Origin of the sequence: Methylobacillus glycogenes JCM 2850, from assembly GCF_000617925.1 — a bacterium.
GTDB classification, from domain to species: domain Bacteria; phylum Pseudomonadota; class Gammaproteobacteria; order Burkholderiales; family Methylophilaceae; genus Methylobacillus; species Methylobacillus glycogenes.
Map to the genome: position 1 here is coordinate 19395 of NZ_BAMT01000018.1, position 16378 is coordinate 35772.

25 protein-coding genes are annotated in these 16378 nt (G+C 52.3%); 2 read left to right on the forward strand and 23 right to left on the reverse strand.

All coding sequences use genetic code 11. From position 1 onward, the window contains the following. The 23 genes from JCM2850_RS19930 to JCM2850_RS15515 all read right to left on the reverse strand — a co-directional run bounded on the left by JCM2850_RS19930 (position 1) and on the right by JCM2850_RS15515 (position 13360). Entirely contained in the window at positions 1 to 633 is a 633-nt protein-coding gene (locus JCM2850_RS19930; RefSeq protein ID WP_267879308.1) for a DNA adenine methylase, read from the reverse strand. Further along, positions 591 to 881: a DNA adenine methylase gene (locus tag JCM2850_RS23590; RefSeq protein WP_267879309.1), complete on the reverse strand. Its 291-nt coding sequence runs from the start codon at positions 879 to 881 to the stop codon at positions 591 to 593. Before JCM2850_RS23590 ends, JCM2850_RS19930 begins: the two co-directional genes overlap by 43 nt. Further along, a complete protein-coding gene (locus JCM2850_RS24195) occupies positions 811 to 1005 on the reverse strand; it encodes a Com family DNA-binding transcriptional regulator (protein ID WP_081775114.1) in 195 nt (64 codons plus the stop codon). Before JCM2850_RS24195 ends, JCM2850_RS23590 begins: the two co-directional genes overlap by 71 nt. Before the next feature lie 134 nt (positions 1006 to 1139). After that, entirely contained in the window at positions 1140 to 2780 is a 1641-nt protein-coding gene (locus JCM2850_RS15420; RefSeq protein WP_025873043.1) for a hypothetical protein, read from the reverse strand. Next, positions 2777 to 3187, reverse strand: a complete 411-nt coding sequence (locus tag JCM2850_RS15425) for a hypothetical protein (protein ID WP_025873044.1) — start codon at positions 3185 to 3187, stop codon at positions 2777 to 2779. Before JCM2850_RS15425 ends, JCM2850_RS15420 begins: the two co-directional genes overlap by 4 nt. A gap of 11 nt (positions 3188 to 3198) precedes the next feature. Next, positions 3199 to 3681, reverse strand: coding sequence for a hypothetical protein (locus tag JCM2850_RS15430; protein WP_148301311.1), 483 nt, complete (start codon positions 3679 to 3681; stop codon positions 3199 to 3201). A gap of 6 nt (positions 3682 to 3687) precedes the next feature. Beyond that, positions 3688 to 4359: a tail fiber protein gene (locus JCM2850_RS20740; RefSeq protein ID WP_025873046.1), complete on the reverse strand. Its 672-nt coding sequence runs from the start codon at positions 4357 to 4359 to the stop codon at positions 3688 to 3690. 9 nt (positions 4360 to 4368) lie between these two features. Beyond that, positions 4369 to 4929: a phage tail protein I gene (locus tag JCM2850_RS15440; protein WP_025873047.1), complete on the reverse strand. Its 561-nt coding sequence runs from the start codon at positions 4927 to 4929 to the stop codon at positions 4369 to 4371. Beyond that, complete coding sequence (locus JCM2850_RS15445; protein WP_025873048.1) at positions 4926 to 5858, reverse strand: baseplate assembly protein; 933 nt, start codon at positions 5856 to 5858, stop codon at positions 4926 to 4928. Before JCM2850_RS15445 ends, JCM2850_RS15440 begins: the two co-directional genes overlap by 4 nt. Continuing rightward, on the reverse strand, positions 5855 to 6220 hold the full coding sequence (locus tag JCM2850_RS15450) for a GPW/gp25 family protein (protein ID WP_025873049.1): 366 nt from the start codon (positions 6218 to 6220) through the stop codon (positions 5855 to 5857). Before JCM2850_RS15450 ends, JCM2850_RS15445 begins: the two co-directional genes overlap by 4 nt. Continuing rightward, positions 6217 to 6822, reverse strand: a complete 606-nt coding sequence (locus JCM2850_RS21200) for a phage baseplate assembly protein V (RefSeq protein WP_025873050.1) — start codon at positions 6820 to 6822, stop codon at positions 6217 to 6219. The genes JCM2850_RS15450 and JCM2850_RS21200 overlap by 4 nt, the downstream gene beginning before the upstream one ends. 73 nt (positions 6823 to 6895) lie before the next feature. Beyond that, positions 6896 to 7345 carry a phage virion morphogenesis protein gene (locus tag JCM2850_RS15460; protein ID WP_025873051.1) on the reverse strand — a complete coding sequence of 150 codons (450 nt, stop codon included), beginning with the start codon at positions 7343 to 7345 and terminating at the stop codon, positions 6896 to 6898. After that, positions 7345 to 7812, reverse strand: a complete 468-nt coding sequence (locus JCM2850_RS19940) for a phage tail protein (protein ID WP_025873052.1) — start codon at positions 7810 to 7812, stop codon at positions 7345 to 7347. The genes JCM2850_RS15460 and JCM2850_RS19940 overlap by 1 nt, the downstream gene beginning before the upstream one ends. Further along, positions 7790 to 8071, reverse strand: a complete 282-nt coding sequence (gene lysC, locus JCM2850_RS24200; RefSeq protein WP_369384951.1) for an Rz1-like lysis system protein LysC — start codon at positions 8069 to 8071, stop codon at positions 7790 to 7792. The genes JCM2850_RS19940 and lysC overlap by 23 nt, the downstream gene beginning before the upstream one ends. Before the next feature lie 267 nt (positions 8072 to 8338). After that, positions 8339 to 8698 (reverse strand): N-acetylmuramidase domain-containing protein, encoded by a 360-nt coding sequence (locus JCM2850_RS23595; protein ID WP_199898378.1) that lies wholly within the window; start codon positions 8696 to 8698, stop codon positions 8339 to 8341. Positions 8699 to 8730: 32 nt separating this feature from the next. Beyond that, positions 8731 to 9144 carry an N-acetylmuramidase domain-containing protein gene (locus JCM2850_RS23600; RefSeq protein ID WP_199898379.1) on the reverse strand — a complete coding sequence of 138 codons (414 nt, stop codon included), beginning with the start codon at positions 9142 to 9144 and terminating at the stop codon, positions 8731 to 8733. Further along, a complete protein-coding gene (locus JCM2850_RS15480; protein ID WP_081775115.1) occupies positions 9113 to 9481 on the reverse strand; it encodes a phage holin family protein in 369 nt (122 codons plus the stop codon). The genes JCM2850_RS23600 and JCM2850_RS15480 overlap by 32 nt, the downstream gene beginning before the upstream one ends. Then, complete coding sequence (locus JCM2850_RS15485) at positions 9450 to 9851, reverse strand: putative holin (RefSeq protein WP_025873055.1); 402 nt, start codon at positions 9849 to 9851, stop codon at positions 9450 to 9452. Before JCM2850_RS15485 ends, JCM2850_RS15480 begins: the two co-directional genes overlap by 32 nt. A gap of 186 nt (positions 9852 to 10037) precedes the next feature. After that, positions 10038 to 10241 carry a tail protein X gene (locus JCM2850_RS15495; protein ID WP_025873057.1) on the reverse strand — a complete coding sequence of 68 codons (204 nt, stop codon included), beginning with the start codon at positions 10239 to 10241 and terminating at the stop codon, positions 10038 to 10040. After that, complete coding sequence (locus JCM2850_RS15500) at positions 10241 to 10705, reverse strand: head completion/stabilization protein (protein ID WP_025873058.1); 465 nt, start codon at positions 10703 to 10705, stop codon at positions 10241 to 10243. Before JCM2850_RS15500 ends, JCM2850_RS15495 begins: the two co-directional genes overlap by 1 nt. A gap of 106 nt (positions 10706 to 10811) precedes the next feature. Continuing rightward, positions 10812 to 11408, reverse strand: a complete 597-nt coding sequence (gpM, locus tag JCM2850_RS15505) for a phage terminase small subunit (RefSeq protein WP_439645879.1) — start codon at positions 11406 to 11408, stop codon at positions 10812 to 10814. Positions 11409 to 11530: 122 nt separating this feature from the next. Beyond that, complete coding sequence (locus tag JCM2850_RS15510) at positions 11531 to 12517, reverse strand: phage major capsid protein, P2 family (protein WP_025873060.1); 987 nt, start codon at positions 12515 to 12517, stop codon at positions 11531 to 11533. A gap of 33 nt (positions 12518 to 12550) precedes the next feature. Further along, positions 12551 to 13360 (reverse strand): GPO family capsid scaffolding protein, encoded by an 810-nt coding sequence (locus JCM2850_RS15515; RefSeq protein WP_025873061.1) that lies wholly within the window; start codon positions 13358 to 13360, stop codon positions 12551 to 12553. A 159-nt stretch (positions 13361 to 13519) separates the two neighbouring features. Here JCM2850_RS15515 and JCM2850_RS15520 point away from each other — a divergent pair, with 159 nt between their 5' ends. Next, positions 13520 to 15274 carry a terminase ATPase subunit family protein gene (locus tag JCM2850_RS15520; protein WP_025873062.1) on the forward strand — a complete coding sequence of 585 codons (1755 nt, stop codon included), beginning with the start codon at positions 13520 to 13522 and terminating at the stop codon, positions 15272 to 15274. A 37-nt stretch (positions 15275 to 15311) separates the two neighbouring features. After that, the gene (locus tag JCM2850_RS19955) at positions 15312 to 16286 is read left to right on the forward strand and encodes a phage portal protein (RefSeq protein WP_267879311.1); all 975 of its coding nucleotides are present in this window, start codon (positions 15312 to 15314) and stop codon (positions 16284 to 16286) included. Positions 16287 to 16378 lie beyond the last annotated feature (92 nt).

The following is a 16378-nucleotide window of genomic DNA, read 5'->3' on the forward strand; positions in this document are numbered from 1 at the left end:
TTATCCCCTTTTTGAAAAAAATGATAGTAACAACAATTGGCAGGATTTCGATAGGGCAATAGGACTAAAAAAGGCCTGTGGCTTCATCGGGTCAAAGTTGCAGATCACCAGCTCCTGGCTTGTTTTCGATTTTGCCTGGCCATTGCCCACGCTGTATTTGATACCCAGTTGCTCACCATCCAAGATCACAAAGCCCTCATATGCTTTTCTGATCTCGGGGTGATCGTTGATCGACACCATGACTTTGCTTTCGCATGAGCGCATGAAGTTGGCCATGTCCTGATACTCCTGGAAGCCAAACTCAACGCCATAGCCCTCGGTTTCCCAATAGGGTGGGTCAGCATAAATGAAGGTGTGGGGCCGATCATAACGCTTCATGCAGGCAAGCCAATGCAAGTTTTCTACATTTGTTCCTTGGGAAAGCCTTACCCACGCAGCGGAAAGGTGTTCCTCAATACGCAGGATACTGGGCATTGGAGCAGTGGTGGCTGTTCCATAGTTCTGGCCATCGACCTTGCCGCCGAATGCATGGTGCTGCAGGTAGTAAAAGCGCGCTGCGCGCTGAATATCGGTCAGGGTCTCTGGCTTGGTCATTTTTGCCCACTCGAAGATCTGTCTGGAGCTGAACGCCACTTAAACTGCCTGACAAACTCTTCAAGATGATGCGTGAGCACGCGATACAGGCTGACCAGATCCCCGTTAATGTCATTGAGCACTTCCACAGGTGACGGGTTTTTTAAGAAATACAGCGCAGCGCCACCACAAAAGGCCTCAACGTAGCATTCATGCTGAGGGAATAAGGGTAAGAGTTTATCTGCTAGACGACGCTTGCCGCCTAGCCAGGGAATTACGGGTAATGCCTGCATGACCATGATCTCCATTATGTTTGGCGCTCATGGCACTCAGGTTGTTGAAGTACCCACAACGCGGGCACTTGATCTGGAGCTGGTAAAACACACCAGCGCCAAGTTTCTTATTGCAGTCCTGGCAGCGAATTTCTTGCATATGGCCTCTGTGTTACACTGCGCCCCGCTCGACGTCGGGCAAGGGAGCCTTGGCTGATATGCACAGGTCTAAGCTGTGTATGGATGTGACCCTGGCCATGTTGACGCATGGTCAGGGTCGCTCTCTCTCTTAAGCTATGTTATTGAAGTAGCAAAATATGAAATGGTCGGCTTCAGGGTATAAGTAACGATCAACTCATGATGAGCCTTTACGGTTACAAAACCATTCTTTTTTCTCAAAGTCACAGGATTCAATCCTCCCCACTTTAGGTCGAGTTTGGTAACCGTTCCGCCATATACCCTTACCGTTCTGTCGTAATCGACCGCTGGCAAGGTATAGGGTGACGCTGTGACATCGCCTGCAGCTAGAATAACCGCGGGCAACCCAGTGATTACGGCAGCAATTGATCCGGTATCCCTCACCGTAGTGACACGCCCCATCTTGGTCACTTCATAGTTCTGATTTTCGATCAATCTATCCATGGTTTTTTCTTGCGCGGTGAGGTGCACTTCGTCGATGGTAATCGCCGTGAAGTCAGCGCTGGTGATAATTCTCACAACATCGTTGGACGATGCATCTGCAGCTGCACCTTCAGTACCAAAGCGTGTATTGATATTTTTGGCATCAATATTAGTGATACGTTGAGTACCACCAGATCCGCTACCAATCACCACACCAGACTCGCCGATGTCGTAAAGCTTCATATTGTCTATTGTTCCGCCCCAGGTTTCTGTCATTTGAATGGCAGATTGGGTCGTGGTATCTATTGAGCCATTTTGAAGGGTCACATCTTGTACACCTCCGGCGACGACGACGCCAAAGCTGGCGCTGTTGGTGACCTTGAAGTTGGTGACATTGATATCTCGTGAAGGGTTAGCATTGCTCAACCCCGAGATACGAATCGGAGCGACATTATTTTTACCACCATTTACGACGTGAACATTGTCCGCGCTGATGTGTTCTGATGGATAAGTCGAATAAGGACGAGCGCCACCCACGACTTCAGTGCCAATAAAAAGGCCGCCAGCGTGTGGGTTTTCAATGAATAAATTGCTCAACTGAACGTGCATAGCACCAAGCACAGCAACACCTCGCCCTTGAATTGAGTCGCTGGTATGTACATTGTTTATACTGACCAATATTGGCCGGCCTGCGCCAGTACCATCGGCATACCCTACTACGGCAACGGTATCGTCACCGCAACGCTTAGCGTGCACACCATCAATCTGGACATGCTGGGATGCGCCTGTAACATGTACACCATCCTTAAAGTTGTCCAGGACATAGATCCCCTCAACCTGTATCTCGTATACATCCCGAAGCATCAGTGAAGCTCCAAGAGTCCTGACAAATTCCAGATCTCTGAATGAGAGATATGTTCTGCCACGCACCGCCAGCCCATTGTGAGATTCGTTACTTTCCCAAAGGTAGGGGGTGTTGGGAGACTCCATCGTAAACCCCTGGAATGTCAGCTTGTCACCGATAACGTCTATACGAGAGTTCCGACCATCAACGGTAGTGCAGCTGAGTATTGAAGCACCCCGACCACGTCCAATGATACTGCAAGGAGCGAATAGACTTCGGGCCACAGTCGGGCGATATTCGATCACTCCCTCGGGTAATAAAGCAGGCACGCCCATTGCCGCAGCTGTGGTAAAGGCATGTCTCAGCGCATCTGAATTATCTTTCCCTTTTTTTCCCACAATGACTCCGGATTTCCGGACATCGTAGCCTTGAGAGAAAGGTAAAATCTGCTTGTTTTGCCAAAGCATCATGCGCCTCCACCGTGAATATTAACGATGGATCCAGCAACATTGACTGAGGATGCCTCAAGCTTAAATTCATAGAAGCCCCTGACATCCAGCAGCATGCTGGCAACCTTACCAGCAGCTAGTAGGCTTAAATCATCACTGCAGCCCAGCAAAATACCATCTGGTGCCAGGTAGTCACTGGATTGACTAAACAATGGAGAGAAGGGCGCCTGTTCGGTAGCGCGGGCGCTGATGACAAACTGGTCCAGAGCAAAGTTTTGCACTGTCACTTGGAAGAAGACCCGGCTATGGCCAGAAACCACCATGGTGGCTACCTCTGTCAGCCCTACCTGCGGCACAGCAATATCGGTGTTATCCAGGCGGATGCTGCGGGAATAGTTGGTATTGATGGGGAATAATGTTTTCCGCATATCGGCTCCAGTTAATAGGTCACTTGGGCTGCATACTCGAACAGCGCGTCAGTTTCTTCAAGGGTTAATGCCAGGATTTGCATCATGGCTGCGGTGGTTTCGCTCAAGCGCTCCCACTCAAGTGCATCCTGGTATGCGATCCGTATCTTAGGTGGGCACTCTGAGCCGCCCACATACAACTCAACGGCATCCAGGTGTCCATGCTCAAGCAGAGCGATACGACCTTGGCCGCGTTTGACACGCATGAGAGCTCGGCGCTGCTCCAAGGTCAGTTCCGGCTGAGGTTCTGGCTCTGGCGCTTGAATGACCTCGTACTCCCATAATCCATTGGTCAAGACCCGATCATGGCCTTCCAGTGGTGGAATGTTCGGTTCTCCGTCGATGGCACCCTCTGGGATGATGTAATCACCGGTGCGCCTGGGGCTCTCCTGGGCTTCGTAGGTGTCGACGAACTTGTTTCCCTGCATCAAGGAAACGGTTTTGAAGTTACTCATGGCGGGTTACCTGAATTTGACGAGGAAAATTGTTCTGGTGCCTGCTGCTAAGTTTGCTGGGCCTCCAGTGCTGCCAGTAGCTGACACCCCTAGACCAACTGATCCAGGGCCAGCGAATGCACCTACCGGTGCGCCACCACCCGCATGGGGATGCGCAATAACTTCACCAACTGTTTGAGTGCCTGCATTGCCAGCGGAAGCCTGAACCTGGGCATAGTTCGCTGGAAGGAAGTACATGCCGAAAGTGGTAGCGCCATCGCCCGCTCCATATTTAGTGAGCCAGCGCGCAAATAACTCAGGATAGTCTGCCCGGCTGATCAGGGTAGGCGCAGTAGGAACAACCAGGTAGTCAGCAAAAAGTACCGGGTCAAAGTCACCAGTGATAGATATAACTGTGCCAACTTTAAGGCCTACTACCGTTGCGATCTTGGCGTCGATAAGTGCCACAATTTCAGGCTGCAACAAGTATTGCGGGTGGGGGTGGGATGCCGAGATGTGGCTCAAGGTCCAAAGGAGAAGATCCTGCACCTTGTTGTAGAGCCAGCGCGTACGGGAGGCCAGCTGTTTGCCCTGTCTGTTGGCAATGGCATCCTCACCATCGCCGCCCAGCGCGTCATCTGTCATTTCGATTTGGTAGATTTCCGGTACAAACTGATCTTGTTCGGTTAATGCAGCCATGGTTTTCCTTTAGAGATTCACCACACCATAGGTGTAAGTGCCGTTGAATTTAATGGTTCCGTCATAACGCCAGGCGGCTTCCCGGTAATCGATCTTCACTAGGTGACAACAGTTACGCCTCACCCCCTCAATGGCGCTCTGCAGCGCCCGTGCATTGGCAATGCTGATAGGACGGTTAAGGATGAGCTTGAAGGTGGCCCACATCGTGCGGCCCCCATAGCTGTGGTGGCCGTTGAACTTGGCCTTGCCGTCATAGCGGAAATAGCCTGTACGCTCGATGTAGGTGGCATCCGCGTGACCGTGCATCGCCAGAATTCGCTTGATGGCCGAAGGGGTTCCCTTGTGTTCGTGAATGGTCAGCGCCTCGTTGATTGCCTCTCGCTTGCGCTCTTCGCTCCATATTGAATCCCAGTCATCCACCGATACTGCCCAAGCCAGCCATGGCAGCAGCGGCTTGGGACAAGTAGATCCATTCCATAGGCTGGGGATCAGTGCATCATGGCTGAAGCGCAAGCTGGTTTTTTCAAGGTTGCGCTCAAGTGGTGTTGAGTTACGGGGCAGTAGCGTCATGGGGCTGCTGTCCTGGCTGTAATGGCGATGCCCGTGCAATAAGCCGCCTGCAGCTTGCTGACGAGTATCTGGTTGTCTGCCATTGCTGTGCCGGTCACTACGATATTGACGTGCTGAACGCCTGGCTGATGGGCCGCCTTCTCAAGTGCGGACAGGCTGATGTTTTCATCAAGGACATGGGCAGCTTTGGTATAGGCTTGAAGGTTTGCCAAGGCGTTGCTTACCACCAAGGCATTGTCTGGCCCCGGGTAGATGAAAATCTCAACCCCAAGCCCGTAGTTCAGGATTTCCGCTGCCTGGACAACGACTTCCTCAGATTGGGGGCGCACTTCATCTGTATTCAATGCAGAAAAAACTGTATCGAGTAAGGCCTGTGCCGGCGTTCCATCGCCTTCCTTTGAAAGCACTGTCACCAGGCTGGTGCCAGGCTGCGGACTGGTGGCTGTGGCAGACTTAACCTGCCCTGATGCGGAGAGGGCGTGGAAAATAAACGCCTGGGTTGGGCCGGCCACTGAATAGCTCTCTGGCTTCAGCGCAACGCGATTGCGGAATTCCTCGTCATCCTCCAGTACTTCTTCGACAGCTGGGTCGGAATCAGGATCTGCCTCAACCACAACCAGGCGAATTTCTCTCCGGTAATAGGTGTATGCAATATGGTCAAGATTGCTACCCTTGGCCTTAGCCAGCAGCAGGGCGCGGGCTTCATCGTTATATCTGGCCCGCAGCAGCATTTCACGATAAGAAAGCAGCTCGATGAACTTGGTCAGTGGCTCGGATTCAAGCGCAAGCACGCGCTGCACATCGGCCTGGCTTGATGCCGGGTGGAGGCTGATCAAATGATCCTTGTTGGCCTGAATTATGGCTTCAAGGTCTAGGGTTTCAATGACGTCGGGATCTGGTAATTCCGCAAGGTTGATTGATCTACTCATCGCATGCCTCCAATCTCAAGATTGAGGCTCTCAACGCGATCGGACTGAGGCACATCCTTACGGACAGCCTGCATGCCAATGACAAATTTGCCCTTGACCGTGGTGTCGATATTGATGTTGATCGAACGGATCTCGATGCGGGGCTCCCAATTAGCCAGTGCCATGACGGTGGCAGCTTTGAGGCGCAGCATGTTGGCATCGTTGCCAGGGTGATCAATCAATTCAGGTAACAGCGAGCCATAGGTGCGGCGCGCCAGCCGACTGCCAACAGGGGTGGTTAAAATGTCCCGGCAGGACTGCAATATATGGGCAAGCCCTTCAAGCGGCTTGCCAGTTGCTTTATTCATCCCAAGATATTTCATAGCTGATTCGGCCCCTGGGTATTTGCACCACCAGGCTGAATACCACCGTGGGTATGGCTGACCAGGCTGACATCGTTTGCGATAACATCGCCGGTGATCCGTGCGGCAGCATTTTCGCCACCTTTACCGACCATGCCGTTTTCATAGGTAAGCAAGCCAGTTACCGTCAGCGCGCCCTGGATAGTGGTTTGGGGGCAGTTGATGTCTATGCTTTCTGCAGCATCAATGAAGATCTGGGTAACCCCTGAAACATTGGCGGTACTGGTCGCGTGGTTGTAGAGGAATTCCGCACCGTCCGGGAATTTGATCAAGTGTTCATCGGGGGATGCGCTGGGCGCACTGTTTTCGTCGGAATAGGCACTCACCAGAACCAAGCCTGCAGCTAGCTCTCCACTAGGCGAAAAAATGACGCATTGTTCTCCAATTGTTGGAGGAGACCAGGTGCGAGTGGTACCTGACCGGGCAGCCAGAAAAGGCAACCAGTCTGTGATCAAGTTACCTGTTGCCACCCTGCAGCGGGGTGGGTTTGTCAGATCAAGATCATGGATGGTGCCCGTCCGGATAAGGTTGGCCAGCAGGCGGGAGAGTTCAGCGATGTTCATGGGGACAAACTCTAACGATATGGCCCAGCCCCATGGTGGGTGGGATGTTCTGCGGGCTACAACCAGAACATGACTATTTGGCGAGGTGGTTCAAGGTGGTGTCAGCCACAATGCGCTTATCCTGCTCTGTGAAGCCAAGCAGCTCACGACGTGCGTACTGTACGATCAGGCCTCGTTTGGCATTAACCCGATCGCGGAGGCCGAACTGGTGAACCTGGGCAATACGTGCTGCCCGGCCAGAGATCACAACCGCCGCGCTTTCAGGTGTTGCTTCAATTTTCAAGAAACGTGCGGTCCGCATCTTGCTGAACATCGTGCGCCTGATACTGCCACGGCGCCTACGAGCTTGAGTTTTACGCGGGGCGAAGGGGGTGCCATCCGGATTTTGCTGAGATGCAATCCGCTTTGTATTGCTGGCTCTGAGCTGTCGTGCAATATCGCGCGCCAGCGCGCGCCGTCCTTTCGGACTGAGGTTATCAAGTAGACCCTGGAAGGGGGCGCTAATACGGTCGATAGGATCCATCAGGTTAACTGCGTAGCCTGAACCTGGACATCACCTGTGTACATGGTCCAGTTAGTGGGCCCCACTATCTCGGCCAGGTTGGGTTCGGGGCAATGGGTCGCAATTATTTCATCATTGACGATATCCACCCGTACACGCTCGGTCAGGTCGATGGAAATGGTAATGTCTGCCGTGTCATTGTTAAGAATCTCAGCCTCGAAGGTCATATGGCCGTTCGCCTCGCCATTGAGCAGCTCGGGCTGGTTATCCTTAATCCAGATAATGAGCGGTATCATTACCTTGTCCGCATGCTGGTTGAAATCTAGGATGGCCAGGGTAAGTTTGTAGTGATAAACAAAGGAGGGCTTGTCGCCCAGAGCTGCGACGAGCTGGCCACCCTCGATAAACGTCAAGAAGTTATCCGGGCTTTGATTCAGTGCCGGGACCTTGGATTGCAAAAAGGTTCTAATTGACTGAGGTTTGAGCATGATCTTGGACGCGTAATTTTTGTTGGCAGGCGTGGACCATGTCCACCTGGACAGCACAATCGTGCCAGGCCTGTTCTGCGCTATCGAGGGCTTTGCGTAGTTCCTTGTTGGTTAAGGCGCTGTTGGCTGGCAGGGTGCATTGCGTCACGGCTGGACAGCCATCCCTGATAATCTGCGGCACCGGTAAAGTCTGGATGCTGTTGCAACCCAGCAACGTCAGCAGGCAAAGAAGTATTGCTCCACAGCTTAAGCTCTTCATTTTCTTCCTCTAGTCGTTGAATACGCAGGTCACGGCTTGCCATGGTGGTGTTGACTGCCGATATCCGCTGGCGGAGGGTGGTTTGAGCTGCCTGGTTGCGCTGCTGGATCTGGTCCAGAGCTATCAAGCCCTTGTGCATGGCATTTGAAGTCACTCGCGCTTCATCGCGCTCAAGCAGTAGCAGGTCTTTTTCAGACTGCAGCGAGCGGATGTACAAGCCCGTGAAACTCAGGGCGGCCAGGACTATGCCGGCTATGTATAACCGGCTCATGCTGCCGCTTTCAAGTTGTGAGACTGGTATCGAGCATGGGCGCGCTCAAGCTTGATGTCATAGAGGTTGCTGGCGTAATTAGGCCCGTTATAGATACGCGCAAAGTCTGCCCATCTCTTGGCCTTCAATGCTTTCAGCAATGCAGCATCAGTCTTGATGAAGCGGGTGAAGGCCAAAAACTGTTCATCCTCGCTGGCCCCCATTCTGGCAGCAAAGTCCTGGACACTCGTGTAGCCCAGCTTTTTCCAATGGAAACCCATGATCTGATATGAGCCCCAGCTGCATGACTCAAGAGCGGCATCTTCATTAACAAGTTTGGCCGAGGCCAGGCGCATATATTCCGCGCTGCCGCCCATGTAACCGCCAGGGCGTGAGCTTACAATGAGATTTACCCCGGCGATCGCATCAGGTTGAAATCGCGAGCGGCCAATTGTCTGTACATGATATGACGCTCATACAGGATGACAGGGCGGCCATCAGGCAGAAAGCCAACACCTCGGCTCTCAACCTCATTGATCGCAAGAATCGCTTCCACCTCAACCCCCAAGAGTTTTGCCCCGGCCGTAATCTCGGCCATTGTCAGGTATTTCGGATTTTTGGAGCGAGCAAGCAGAGTCGAGATGGTCTTGGGTCCAGCCAGGCCATCGGCCACCAGGCCCATGCGGGTTTGGTAGTTGCGCACAGCACCTTCGGTTTCTTGATCAAAAAGGGCATCTTGCTTGAGGGGATAGCCCTCAATGACCAGCAGGTGTTCCAGCTGCTTGACCAAGTCACCGCGGCTTCCGAGACGGAGTATTTCCATGTCTGATTTTCCTTAACCATTTGCAGATTGCCCGCTCGCCCTCGGCGGTGCGGAAGATGTCGACCAAGTTGCCCTTGGACTCGATGAATGCGAGGAGGATGGCACCATGCAACACCACATCAAACCAGGTGGCGATGTACTGGCCTGACAGGCTCTTAATGGCAATAGCCCCACTGGCCACGATTAAAAAATAGGCCATCAAAGAGGCAATCGGCCTGTAGGCCTTGTCTCCGCGAGCGAAGGTGATCAGCCTGAAAGCAATGCCCAAGCAAATGCCTGCATTGATGAGGGTGGCAACACTGAACTCAATGAGCTGGGGGTTCATCTCGGTTTCCATTTCCTTTCCAGGGCAGCAGATCCTTGATGAGCTTGCCCGTATCGGTTTGAATTGCCCACATCAGGAATTTCACAATTAAAGCCCCTGCAAACAGCGCCCCCACGCCGTTGCTGACTTCAAATGCCTGGCGCAGGATGAAGTGCTTGATGATGCCCGTCGCTAGTTCTGTGGAAAGGCACCCACCAATAAAGGAAACCACCAATAAGGTGATTTTCTCGAAGCTGGTGAGATGCTTGGATGAAATGACAAAGATCACGCTGCCGCTGAAGGCGCCCAAGATCATGGATACATCAACGCCAGGAACGATGGTCAGCACGCTAAGCGAGGCAAAGGTGACTGCGGCGCCAGTGTTGGAAACGGGATCAATCACTTTTTAGCTCTCTCTCTGCGTTCGTAGTCATCGCGGCAATCGGCGTCACAGAAGTGCGCAGTTTCCGGCACTGTCTCTTCGCAGTTATGGCACTGGTTGATGTAGGGTAGGGTGGGCTTACGTTGCAGCAACGCTAACCGCCTGTCGCGAAGCTCTACTTCTGAGGCCTTATCAAAAACGTCCATATCAATCCCAAAGCTGAATCATTTGTTTTTGTGGTTGGGTTACATCTTCAGGTAAATCGATCATGGTTCCCAGCGGCAGGATGGGCTTCATGTGGGACAGATCCTGATTGGCGAGCAGTACTTGCTCTACCATGCCCTCAGTTCTGCCGTAGTGACGCCAGCAGATGCTATCGATGCTGTCACCCTGTCTGGACATGACCTGCATCAGATCAGCTCCACCACGGTGCGACGCCTACCCTGCATATCACTCATTGCCCATGAAGCATCACGTAGCAAGTCATCAATGGTAGGTACCGTGCTATCGGCCTTTTGTTGGCCTGCGCCAGTCGCATCAAATCCTTTGTAGCGTTCTGCGCAATTGGCCGCTGCCAGGCAGAAAACAGCACGGATATACCGATGGGTCAAAATTGATTTACCGTCGACCTGAAGCGCTGGGACGTTATCCAGGGTGGCATGTCCATTTGCTATCTGCTCGGCAACCCATGAGGAGAGCTCTGCTTGTACTGAAGCGATAGCCTCGATTAAGGCATCACGCAGACGTTGGGGAGTAACCGTGCCATCGATGCGCATGCTTTTACGGCAAGCAGTCGGTGATATTTCCGGGAAAAAGCCATCGCCTGCAATGACTGCGCCGTCTGTGTCGATGCTGCCGGTTGCGGTAAAGGACATAGTGGTGTCTCTGGTATCCGTGTGATGGTGGGGAAGGTGAGGTGGGCGAGAAAGGAGGCAAACGTGCCCAGCTCACCCTCCGCCATCAGTTGCGGGGTCCGCACGATCAGGGCTTGATTGCGCCCATGTTCTTAATGATGCGCTCGAGGTTCTGGATTTCCTTTTTCACCCCTGACTTGGTGTCCAGCTCGAGCGCGCGGTTGAGGTGTTTCAAGGCCAGCTCAAACAAGACCTTTTTGTCCTGAACCTCAAGTTGTTTGTCAGCTTCTTCCTTGGTGCCGAGGCCAATAGCCTTGACCAGTCTGGCTCTAACTTGATCTGGCATATCAAGATTAAGCGTTAATTCATTGATTTTATTCAAACTGACAATATCAATGAATTTGCTTCCAGCGGTGCGCAGCTCAACGAGGGCGGCTTCTTCTGCAACCACCACGGCCAGGCTGCGCTGATAATTGTCGGGCAGCTTCAAGTCATGTTTGATCGCATACTCAATCAATGGGATAGCAGCGGCAGTTGATCCAGCATCGATGTGCCAGATCATAATGGTGGTCAGGACCTCATCCTGGGCGCCTGTATCACCTGCGATAACACCAGCAGTCCAGGCAGCATAGTGCTCGACCAGGCTTGCCTTGAGTGTGGCCTTGCCTTCTTGTGACTGAATGGCCTTGAGCTGGCGACGGTGTTCAGCCAGTTGAATGAGCATACGCTCATATTCGCTGGCATTTTCAATAGTGCGTTCCCCGTTCTCAGTGGCCTGCATGGCCTGTGCTGCAAGGGTTTCCTGGTAGTGCCTGGCTGCTGGTGTCATTCGCATGATGTTTTGCCTTATGCCAGGGTGAGGTTTTCAGCCAGAGCTGTCATGCCGAAATCTTCGACCACATATGCGTCGTTGCTGGACTCAAAGTTTTCTATCCGATCGCGCGATGCATTATCGACAACGGTGCGGCGTCGAGCACCATCCTGATAGTAGAGGCTCAGATTATCCAAACGGGTAATCATCAGGGCATTTGCAGGGAAGTAGGGAACGGTTGCCGCAGGCAGGCCGCCTACCCGTTTCTGACTGATCACCACATCAGTCGCGAGCTGTTCAGAAGGAGCTTGGTTAGAATTGACCAATGGGAAGTACTTGTCAGCCATCAGGTCTCTGCCAAGTACAACCACCAGGCCAGAATCTTCACGGTACCAGGGGTCTATGAGGCTGTTGACCATGTCATAAACCAGGGCGTCCACATTCTTGTATTCTTGTGCCGCACCAATATCAATATTATTAAGGCGACGTTCTGGGGCTGCCTCACGTATTTTTTGCAGCCATCCCTTGTTGACGTCCTGCAGCAATGGATTTGCGGCCTTGTTGCTAGTTGCAGCGCGGCTGGTGCCGTTAAAGCCAATCATGATGCGATCTAGAGCTTGGCGCTTCATGATGGCGTCACGAACGCGAATCTGGAAATCTTGATATTTTGCCCAGGCATCCAACAATTCGTATCGGATATGCGTATCAGAGTTGGTCTGTGTGCAGACATACCCTTGGCTATCCAAAACCGACACATCGGTTGTGGTACGAGCAGTTGCTGCCGTATTAGTAGTACTTGCGACTGGATTACCCACACCGAGACCCAGCTTTTCACCCTGCTGTTGAGTTACGCCAATAATGTTGATCTTCTGCAGGAAGCCGGAGCTCTCTTGTACTTTGTTTTCAAGTTTTTGCTGTACTGAAGGGGCAACGGCAAATTTTTGGAGTGCGCTGGCAACACCACTCAGTTCAGCAACTTGATCTAAATAAGCATTGAACAGGACTCGGGTTTCGTTTTGCATGTTTCTTCCTCTAGATGTTTTCGATGAGCAGGATTAGAAGTCTGTCTTGGCGCCGACCACGCTGCCGGTTGCAGGGAGGCGCTGAGTGTTTTCCGGGCTTTCCTCTTTGCTCAGTTTGGAATGCAATGAATTGAATTTCTCAGTGATGCTTTGCACTTCGCCTTTGAGGGAGGCAACTGTTGCTTCCAGTGTCTTGCTGAAAGTTGAGTTGCGGTCGAGCAAGTCTTTCTGGCTTTCGGCAATCGCAGTGACCGCATCACTGAAGTGCTTGAGTTCGGAATTAGTGTTGGCGGTACTCAAACCAAGCAGGTCTTTAACCCTGGCAAAGAGTTTCGTGCCCAAGTTTTCGACTTGGGGTTCCTGCTCCAGCTCAATCGTGGTTTCCAGAGCTTCAGAGAATTGATTTGCTTGGTCCAGCTTGCGGCTTGAAAACAACTTCAGGGCTTCGGTACCGAGGGAAGCAGGACTATCTGTGACACCTAAACCGGCAAGATAGGCTTGGCCGGAACCAGCAAAGTTAGGTTGGATCTCAATCGATGTGAAAATCTTCTGACGTGCTTTATTAATGGCGACCATGTCTTCAGTCACATCAAGCACAGCGAAAAGGCCAAGCTTTTTATGGCCATCCATGTCGACTTCCTTGGAGAAGGTGCTGACTACGTCACCATAGGCGCGAAATTGGCTATCTGGCAGCATGCCACGGATGTGTTCAAGCCAGATTCGCGCACCATATTTGCCGGGGTTGTAGTTGCTGCCCATCTGTTCAATTTCTTCGCGCTTGATGGTGCGGCCATCGGTAGTTTGACCTTCAAGTGCGATGCGGACTGCTTTGGTAACTGGCATGGATGACCTCGTAAGTAGATGCTGTGCAATGGTTCGGGGTAGCGAATGAGCACATGGTCATGATTTAGCCAAACTCGGGCAACGCTGCCTTGTTCTGGTTAGGCCTCGCAGAACAAAGTGGAAGGGAAGGCAAGGATATGGGCTTGTAACCTTGCGTCCATGAATCAGGTCGCTGATATAGATCCACGTAAGCAAGCCAAGCTGATGTACTGGCAGGGCTACCGTGTTGCGCGCATTGCCGAAACGCTCGGAGAAAAACCTGCGACCATCCACAGCTGGAAGCGTAGGGATAACTGGGACGCAACCACTCCACTGGATCGTGTCGAATTAAGCATTGAGTCACGCCTGATTGAGTTAACCCTCAAGGACAACAAGGAGGGTAAAGACTTCAAAGAAATCGATTTACTTGGTCGCCAGCTCGAGCGTACAAGCCGCGTGCGGAAGCACGACAAGACTGGCAAGGAAGTTGACCTCAACCCTAACGTTGAGGCCAGGACCAAGGGCAAGCGCAAGCAATCCGAAAAGAACGCGATCACTGAGGAGCAGGAAGCCCAACTAATCAAGGGCTTTAAAGACAATCTCTTTGATTACCAGCGCACATGGTACCGGGCCGGCTCAAAGGAGCGGATCCGGAACATCCTTAAAAGTCGCCAGATCGGGGCGACCTGGTACTTTGCCCGAGAAGCCTTTTGCGATGCCTTGGTCACAGGCCGTAACCAGATTTTCCTGTCAGCGAGTAAAGCCCAGGCGCACGTATTCAAGCAGTACATCATCCAGTTTGCTATGGAGTTCGCTGATGTCGAGCTCAAGGGCGACCCTATTGTGCTGCCTAATGGCGCCACGCTTTATTTCCTTGGTACCAACTCAAAAACCGCGCAGAGTTACCACGGCAATTTGTATGTGGACGAGTACTTCTGGATCAACAATTTCAAGGAGCTGCGCAAGACAGCATCTGGTATGGCCGCCCACAAGCACTGGCGCCAAACTTATTTCAGCACTCCATCATCTCTTAACCACCAGGCCTATCCTTTCTGGGATGGCAGCTTGTTCAACCATGGGCGCAGCGGGGCAGATAAGGTCGAGTTCGAGGTAACTCATGAAGCCCTTGCCAAGGGTATGAGATGCCCAGATGGACAGTGGCGCCAGATTGTCACTATCCACGACGCCTTGAAGGCGGGTTGCAACCTGTTCGACCTAGACCAGCTAATGCTGGAGTACAGCCCGGAAGACTTCCTCAACCTGTTCGGCGGAAAGTTCATTGACGACAGCGAAAGCGTGTTTGATATGACTGCCTTGCAGAAGTGCATGGTTGATAGCTGGGTGGTCTGGGAGGATTACAAGCCCTTTACATTGCGCCCCTTGGCCTATCAAGAGGTGTGGATTGGGTACGATCCGGCACTTTCAGGAGACAGCGCCGGCATTGTGGTGTTGGCCCCGCCATCAATTCCTGGGGGTAAATTCAGAATACTGGAACGCCATCAGTGGAAGGGCATGGATTTTGAGGCCCAGTCCAAGGCTATCAAAAAAATCACTGAGGCCTACAACGTCACCTACATCGGCATCGATACAACAGGGATTGGTTATGGGGTTTATGAGCTTGTGACCAAATTCCACCCCAACGTCAAAGCATTCCGCTATGACCCGGAGGTCAAGGGGGCTCTAGTCATGAAGGCGCAGAACGTCATCAACAACGGGCGCCTGGAGTTTGATGCCGGGATGAATGATCTAGCCCAGGCATTCCTTGCCATCAAGAAAACCATCACCCCAGGTGGCAGAAGCGTTACTTACACCGCTGGCCGCTCCAAAGCAGTCAGCCATGCTGATATCGCCTGGGCCACTATGCATGCGCTTGCCAATGAGCCACTGGACGGCGCTGCCATTAACGCAGGTAGTTTTATGGAGATATCCCAATGAGTGAGACCCCGGACACCATACAAACCCATGCCGAAGCATTTACCTTCGCGACCCGGTTTCCATGCTCGATAAACGCGAGATCTTGAACTATATCGAGTGCGTACCGATGAGTAGATGGTATGAGCCGCCAATTTCACCTGAGGGGCTGGCACGTTCTTTCCGCTCCAGTGTGCATCATGCAAGCCCATTACTGTTGAAGCGAAACCTATTGGTTCGCGCCTTCCAGGCTAATCCCTGGCTTAGTAAACAGGAGTTCAGTACTTACGTTCTCAACTATATGATTTTCGGCAATTCTTATCTGCAGCGTTTCGATAACAGGCTGGGTGATCTGTTAAGGCTGGAGGCACCATTGTCGAAATATATGCGTCGAGGCCAGGATAAAGACCGCTATTGGTGGGTACCGGGTTACAACAAAGAGGTTGAGTTTGCAAAAGGGGCAATATTCCATTTGATGGAGCCTGACATTAACCAGGATCTATACGGGGTGCCTGAGTACATTCCTGCATTAAACTCAGCGTGGCTCAATGAGGATTCGACTTTGTTCCGGAGAAAGTACTATCGGAATGGTAGCCACGCTGGCTTCATCCTCTACATGACTGACGCAGCCCAGAACCAAGGCGATGTAGATGCCCTACGCGAAGCACTCAAAAGTGCGAAGGGGCCAGGTAATTTCCGCAACCTTTTCATGTATTCCCCCAATGGCAAAAAGGATGGCATTCAGATCATCCCGGTGAGTGAAGTAGCAGCAAAGGATGAGTTCTTCAACATCAAGAATATTACGCGCGATGATCAACTGGCTATGCATAGAACACCGCCCCAGCTGGTAGGTGTGGTTCCTTCCAATAGTGGTGGCTTCGGAGATATCGAGAAAGCCTTTGGCGTCTTCACTATGGCTGAAATTGAGCCATTGATGGAGCGGCTAATGGAGGTCAATGATTGGCTTGGCGTGCCAGTAATTCAATTCAAAACGCCAAGCCTGGGACTTCAGGCGCCGCCGACTAGACCCATGTGATTAAACGAATACGACAACCGCCTAAGGGCGGTATTTTTACGCCTACGCTCCGCCGGCAGTGGCTGCCAGCCGCTGCCGGGGTGCTGCCGGGG

What these genes read in the sequence shown, in the direction of transcription:
- JCM2850_RS23590 (WP_267879309.1), bottom strand. Translation starts at nt 881, where the DNA reads ATGGAGATCATGGTCATGCAGGCATTACCCGTAATTCCCTGGCTAGGC.
- JCM2850_RS24195 (WP_081775114.1), bottom strand. Translation starts at nt 1,005, where the DNA reads ATGCAAGAAATTCGCTGCCAGGACTGCAATAAGAAACTTGGCGCTGGT.
- JCM2850_RS15420 (WP_025873043.1), bottom strand. Translation starts at nt 2,780, where the DNA reads ATGATGCTTTGGCAAAACAAGCAGATTTTACCTTTCTCTCAAGGCTAC.
- JCM2850_RS15425 (WP_025873044.1), bottom strand. Translation starts at nt 3,187, where the DNA reads ATGCGGAAAACATTATTCCCCATCAATACCAACTATTCCCGCAGCATC.
- JCM2850_RS15430 (WP_148301311.1), bottom strand. Translation starts at nt 3,681, where the DNA reads ATGAGTAACTTCAAAACCGTTTCCTTGATGCAGGGAAACAAGTTCGTC.
- JCM2850_RS20740 (WP_025873046.1), bottom strand. Translation starts at nt 4,359, where the DNA reads ATGGCTGCATTAACCGAACAAGATCAGTTTGTACCGGAAATCTACCAA.
- JCM2850_RS15440 (WP_025873047.1), bottom strand. Translation starts at nt 4,929, where the DNA reads ATGACGCTACTGCCCCGTAACTCAACACCACTTGAGCGCAACCTTGAA.
- JCM2850_RS15445 (WP_025873048.1), bottom strand. Translation starts at nt 5,858, where the DNA reads ATGAGTAGATCAATCAACCTTGCGGAATTACCAGATCCCGACGTCATT.
- JCM2850_RS15450 (WP_025873049.1), bottom strand. Translation starts at nt 6,220, where the DNA reads ATGAAATATCTTGGGATGAATAAAGCAACTGGCAAGCCGCTTGAAGGG.
- JCM2850_RS21200 (WP_025873050.1), bottom strand. Translation starts at nt 6,822, where the DNA reads ATGAACATCGCTGAACTCTCCCGCCTGCTGGCCAACCTTATCCGGACG.
- JCM2850_RS15460 (WP_025873051.1), bottom strand. Translation starts at nt 7,345, where the DNA reads ATGGATCCTATCGACCGTATTAGCGCCCCCTTCCAGGGTCTACTTGAT.
- JCM2850_RS19940 (WP_025873052.1), bottom strand. Translation starts at nt 7,812, where the DNA reads ATGCTCAAACCTCAGTCAATTAGAACCTTTTTGCAATCCAAGGTCCCG.
- lysC (WP_369384951.1), bottom strand. Translation starts at nt 8,071, where the DNA reads ATGAAGAGCTTAAGCTGTGGAGCAATACTTCTTTGCCTGCTGACGTTG.
- JCM2850_RS23595 (WP_199898378.1), bottom strand. Translation starts at nt 8,698, where the DNA reads ATGGGCGGCAGCGCGGAATATATGCGCCTGGCCTCGGCCAAACTTGTT.
- JCM2850_RS23600 (WP_199898379.1), bottom strand. Translation starts at nt 9,144, where the DNA reads ATGGAAATACTCCGTCTCGGAAGCCGCGGTGACTTGGTCAAGCAGCTG.
- JCM2850_RS15480 (WP_081775115.1), bottom strand. Translation starts at nt 9,481, where the DNA reads ATGGAAACCGAGATGAACCCCCAGCTCATTGAGTTCAGTGTTGCCACC.
- JCM2850_RS15495 (WP_025873057.1), bottom strand. Translation starts at nt 10,241, where the DNA reads ATGCAGGTCATGTCCAGACAGGGTGACAGCATCGATAGCATCTGCTGG.
- JCM2850_RS15500 (WP_025873058.1), bottom strand. Translation starts at nt 10,705, where the DNA reads ATGTCCTTTACCGCAACCGGCAGCATCGACACAGACGGCGCAGTCATT.
- gpM (WP_439645879.1), bottom strand. Translation starts at nt 11,408, where the DNA reads ATGCTCATTCAACTGGCTGAACACCGTCGCCAGCTCAAGGCCATTCAG.
- JCM2850_RS15510 (WP_025873060.1), bottom strand. Translation starts at nt 12,517, where the DNA reads ATGCAAAACGAAACCCGAGTCCTGTTCAATGCTTATTTAGATCAAGTT.
- JCM2850_RS15515 (WP_025873061.1), bottom strand. Translation starts at nt 13,360, where the DNA reads ATGCCAGTTACCAAAGCAGTCCGCATCGCACTTGAAGGTCAAACTACC.
- JCM2850_RS15520 (WP_025873062.1), top strand. Translation starts at nt 13,520, where the DNA reads ATGAATCAGGTCGCTGATATAGATCCACGTAAGCAAGCCAAGCTGATG.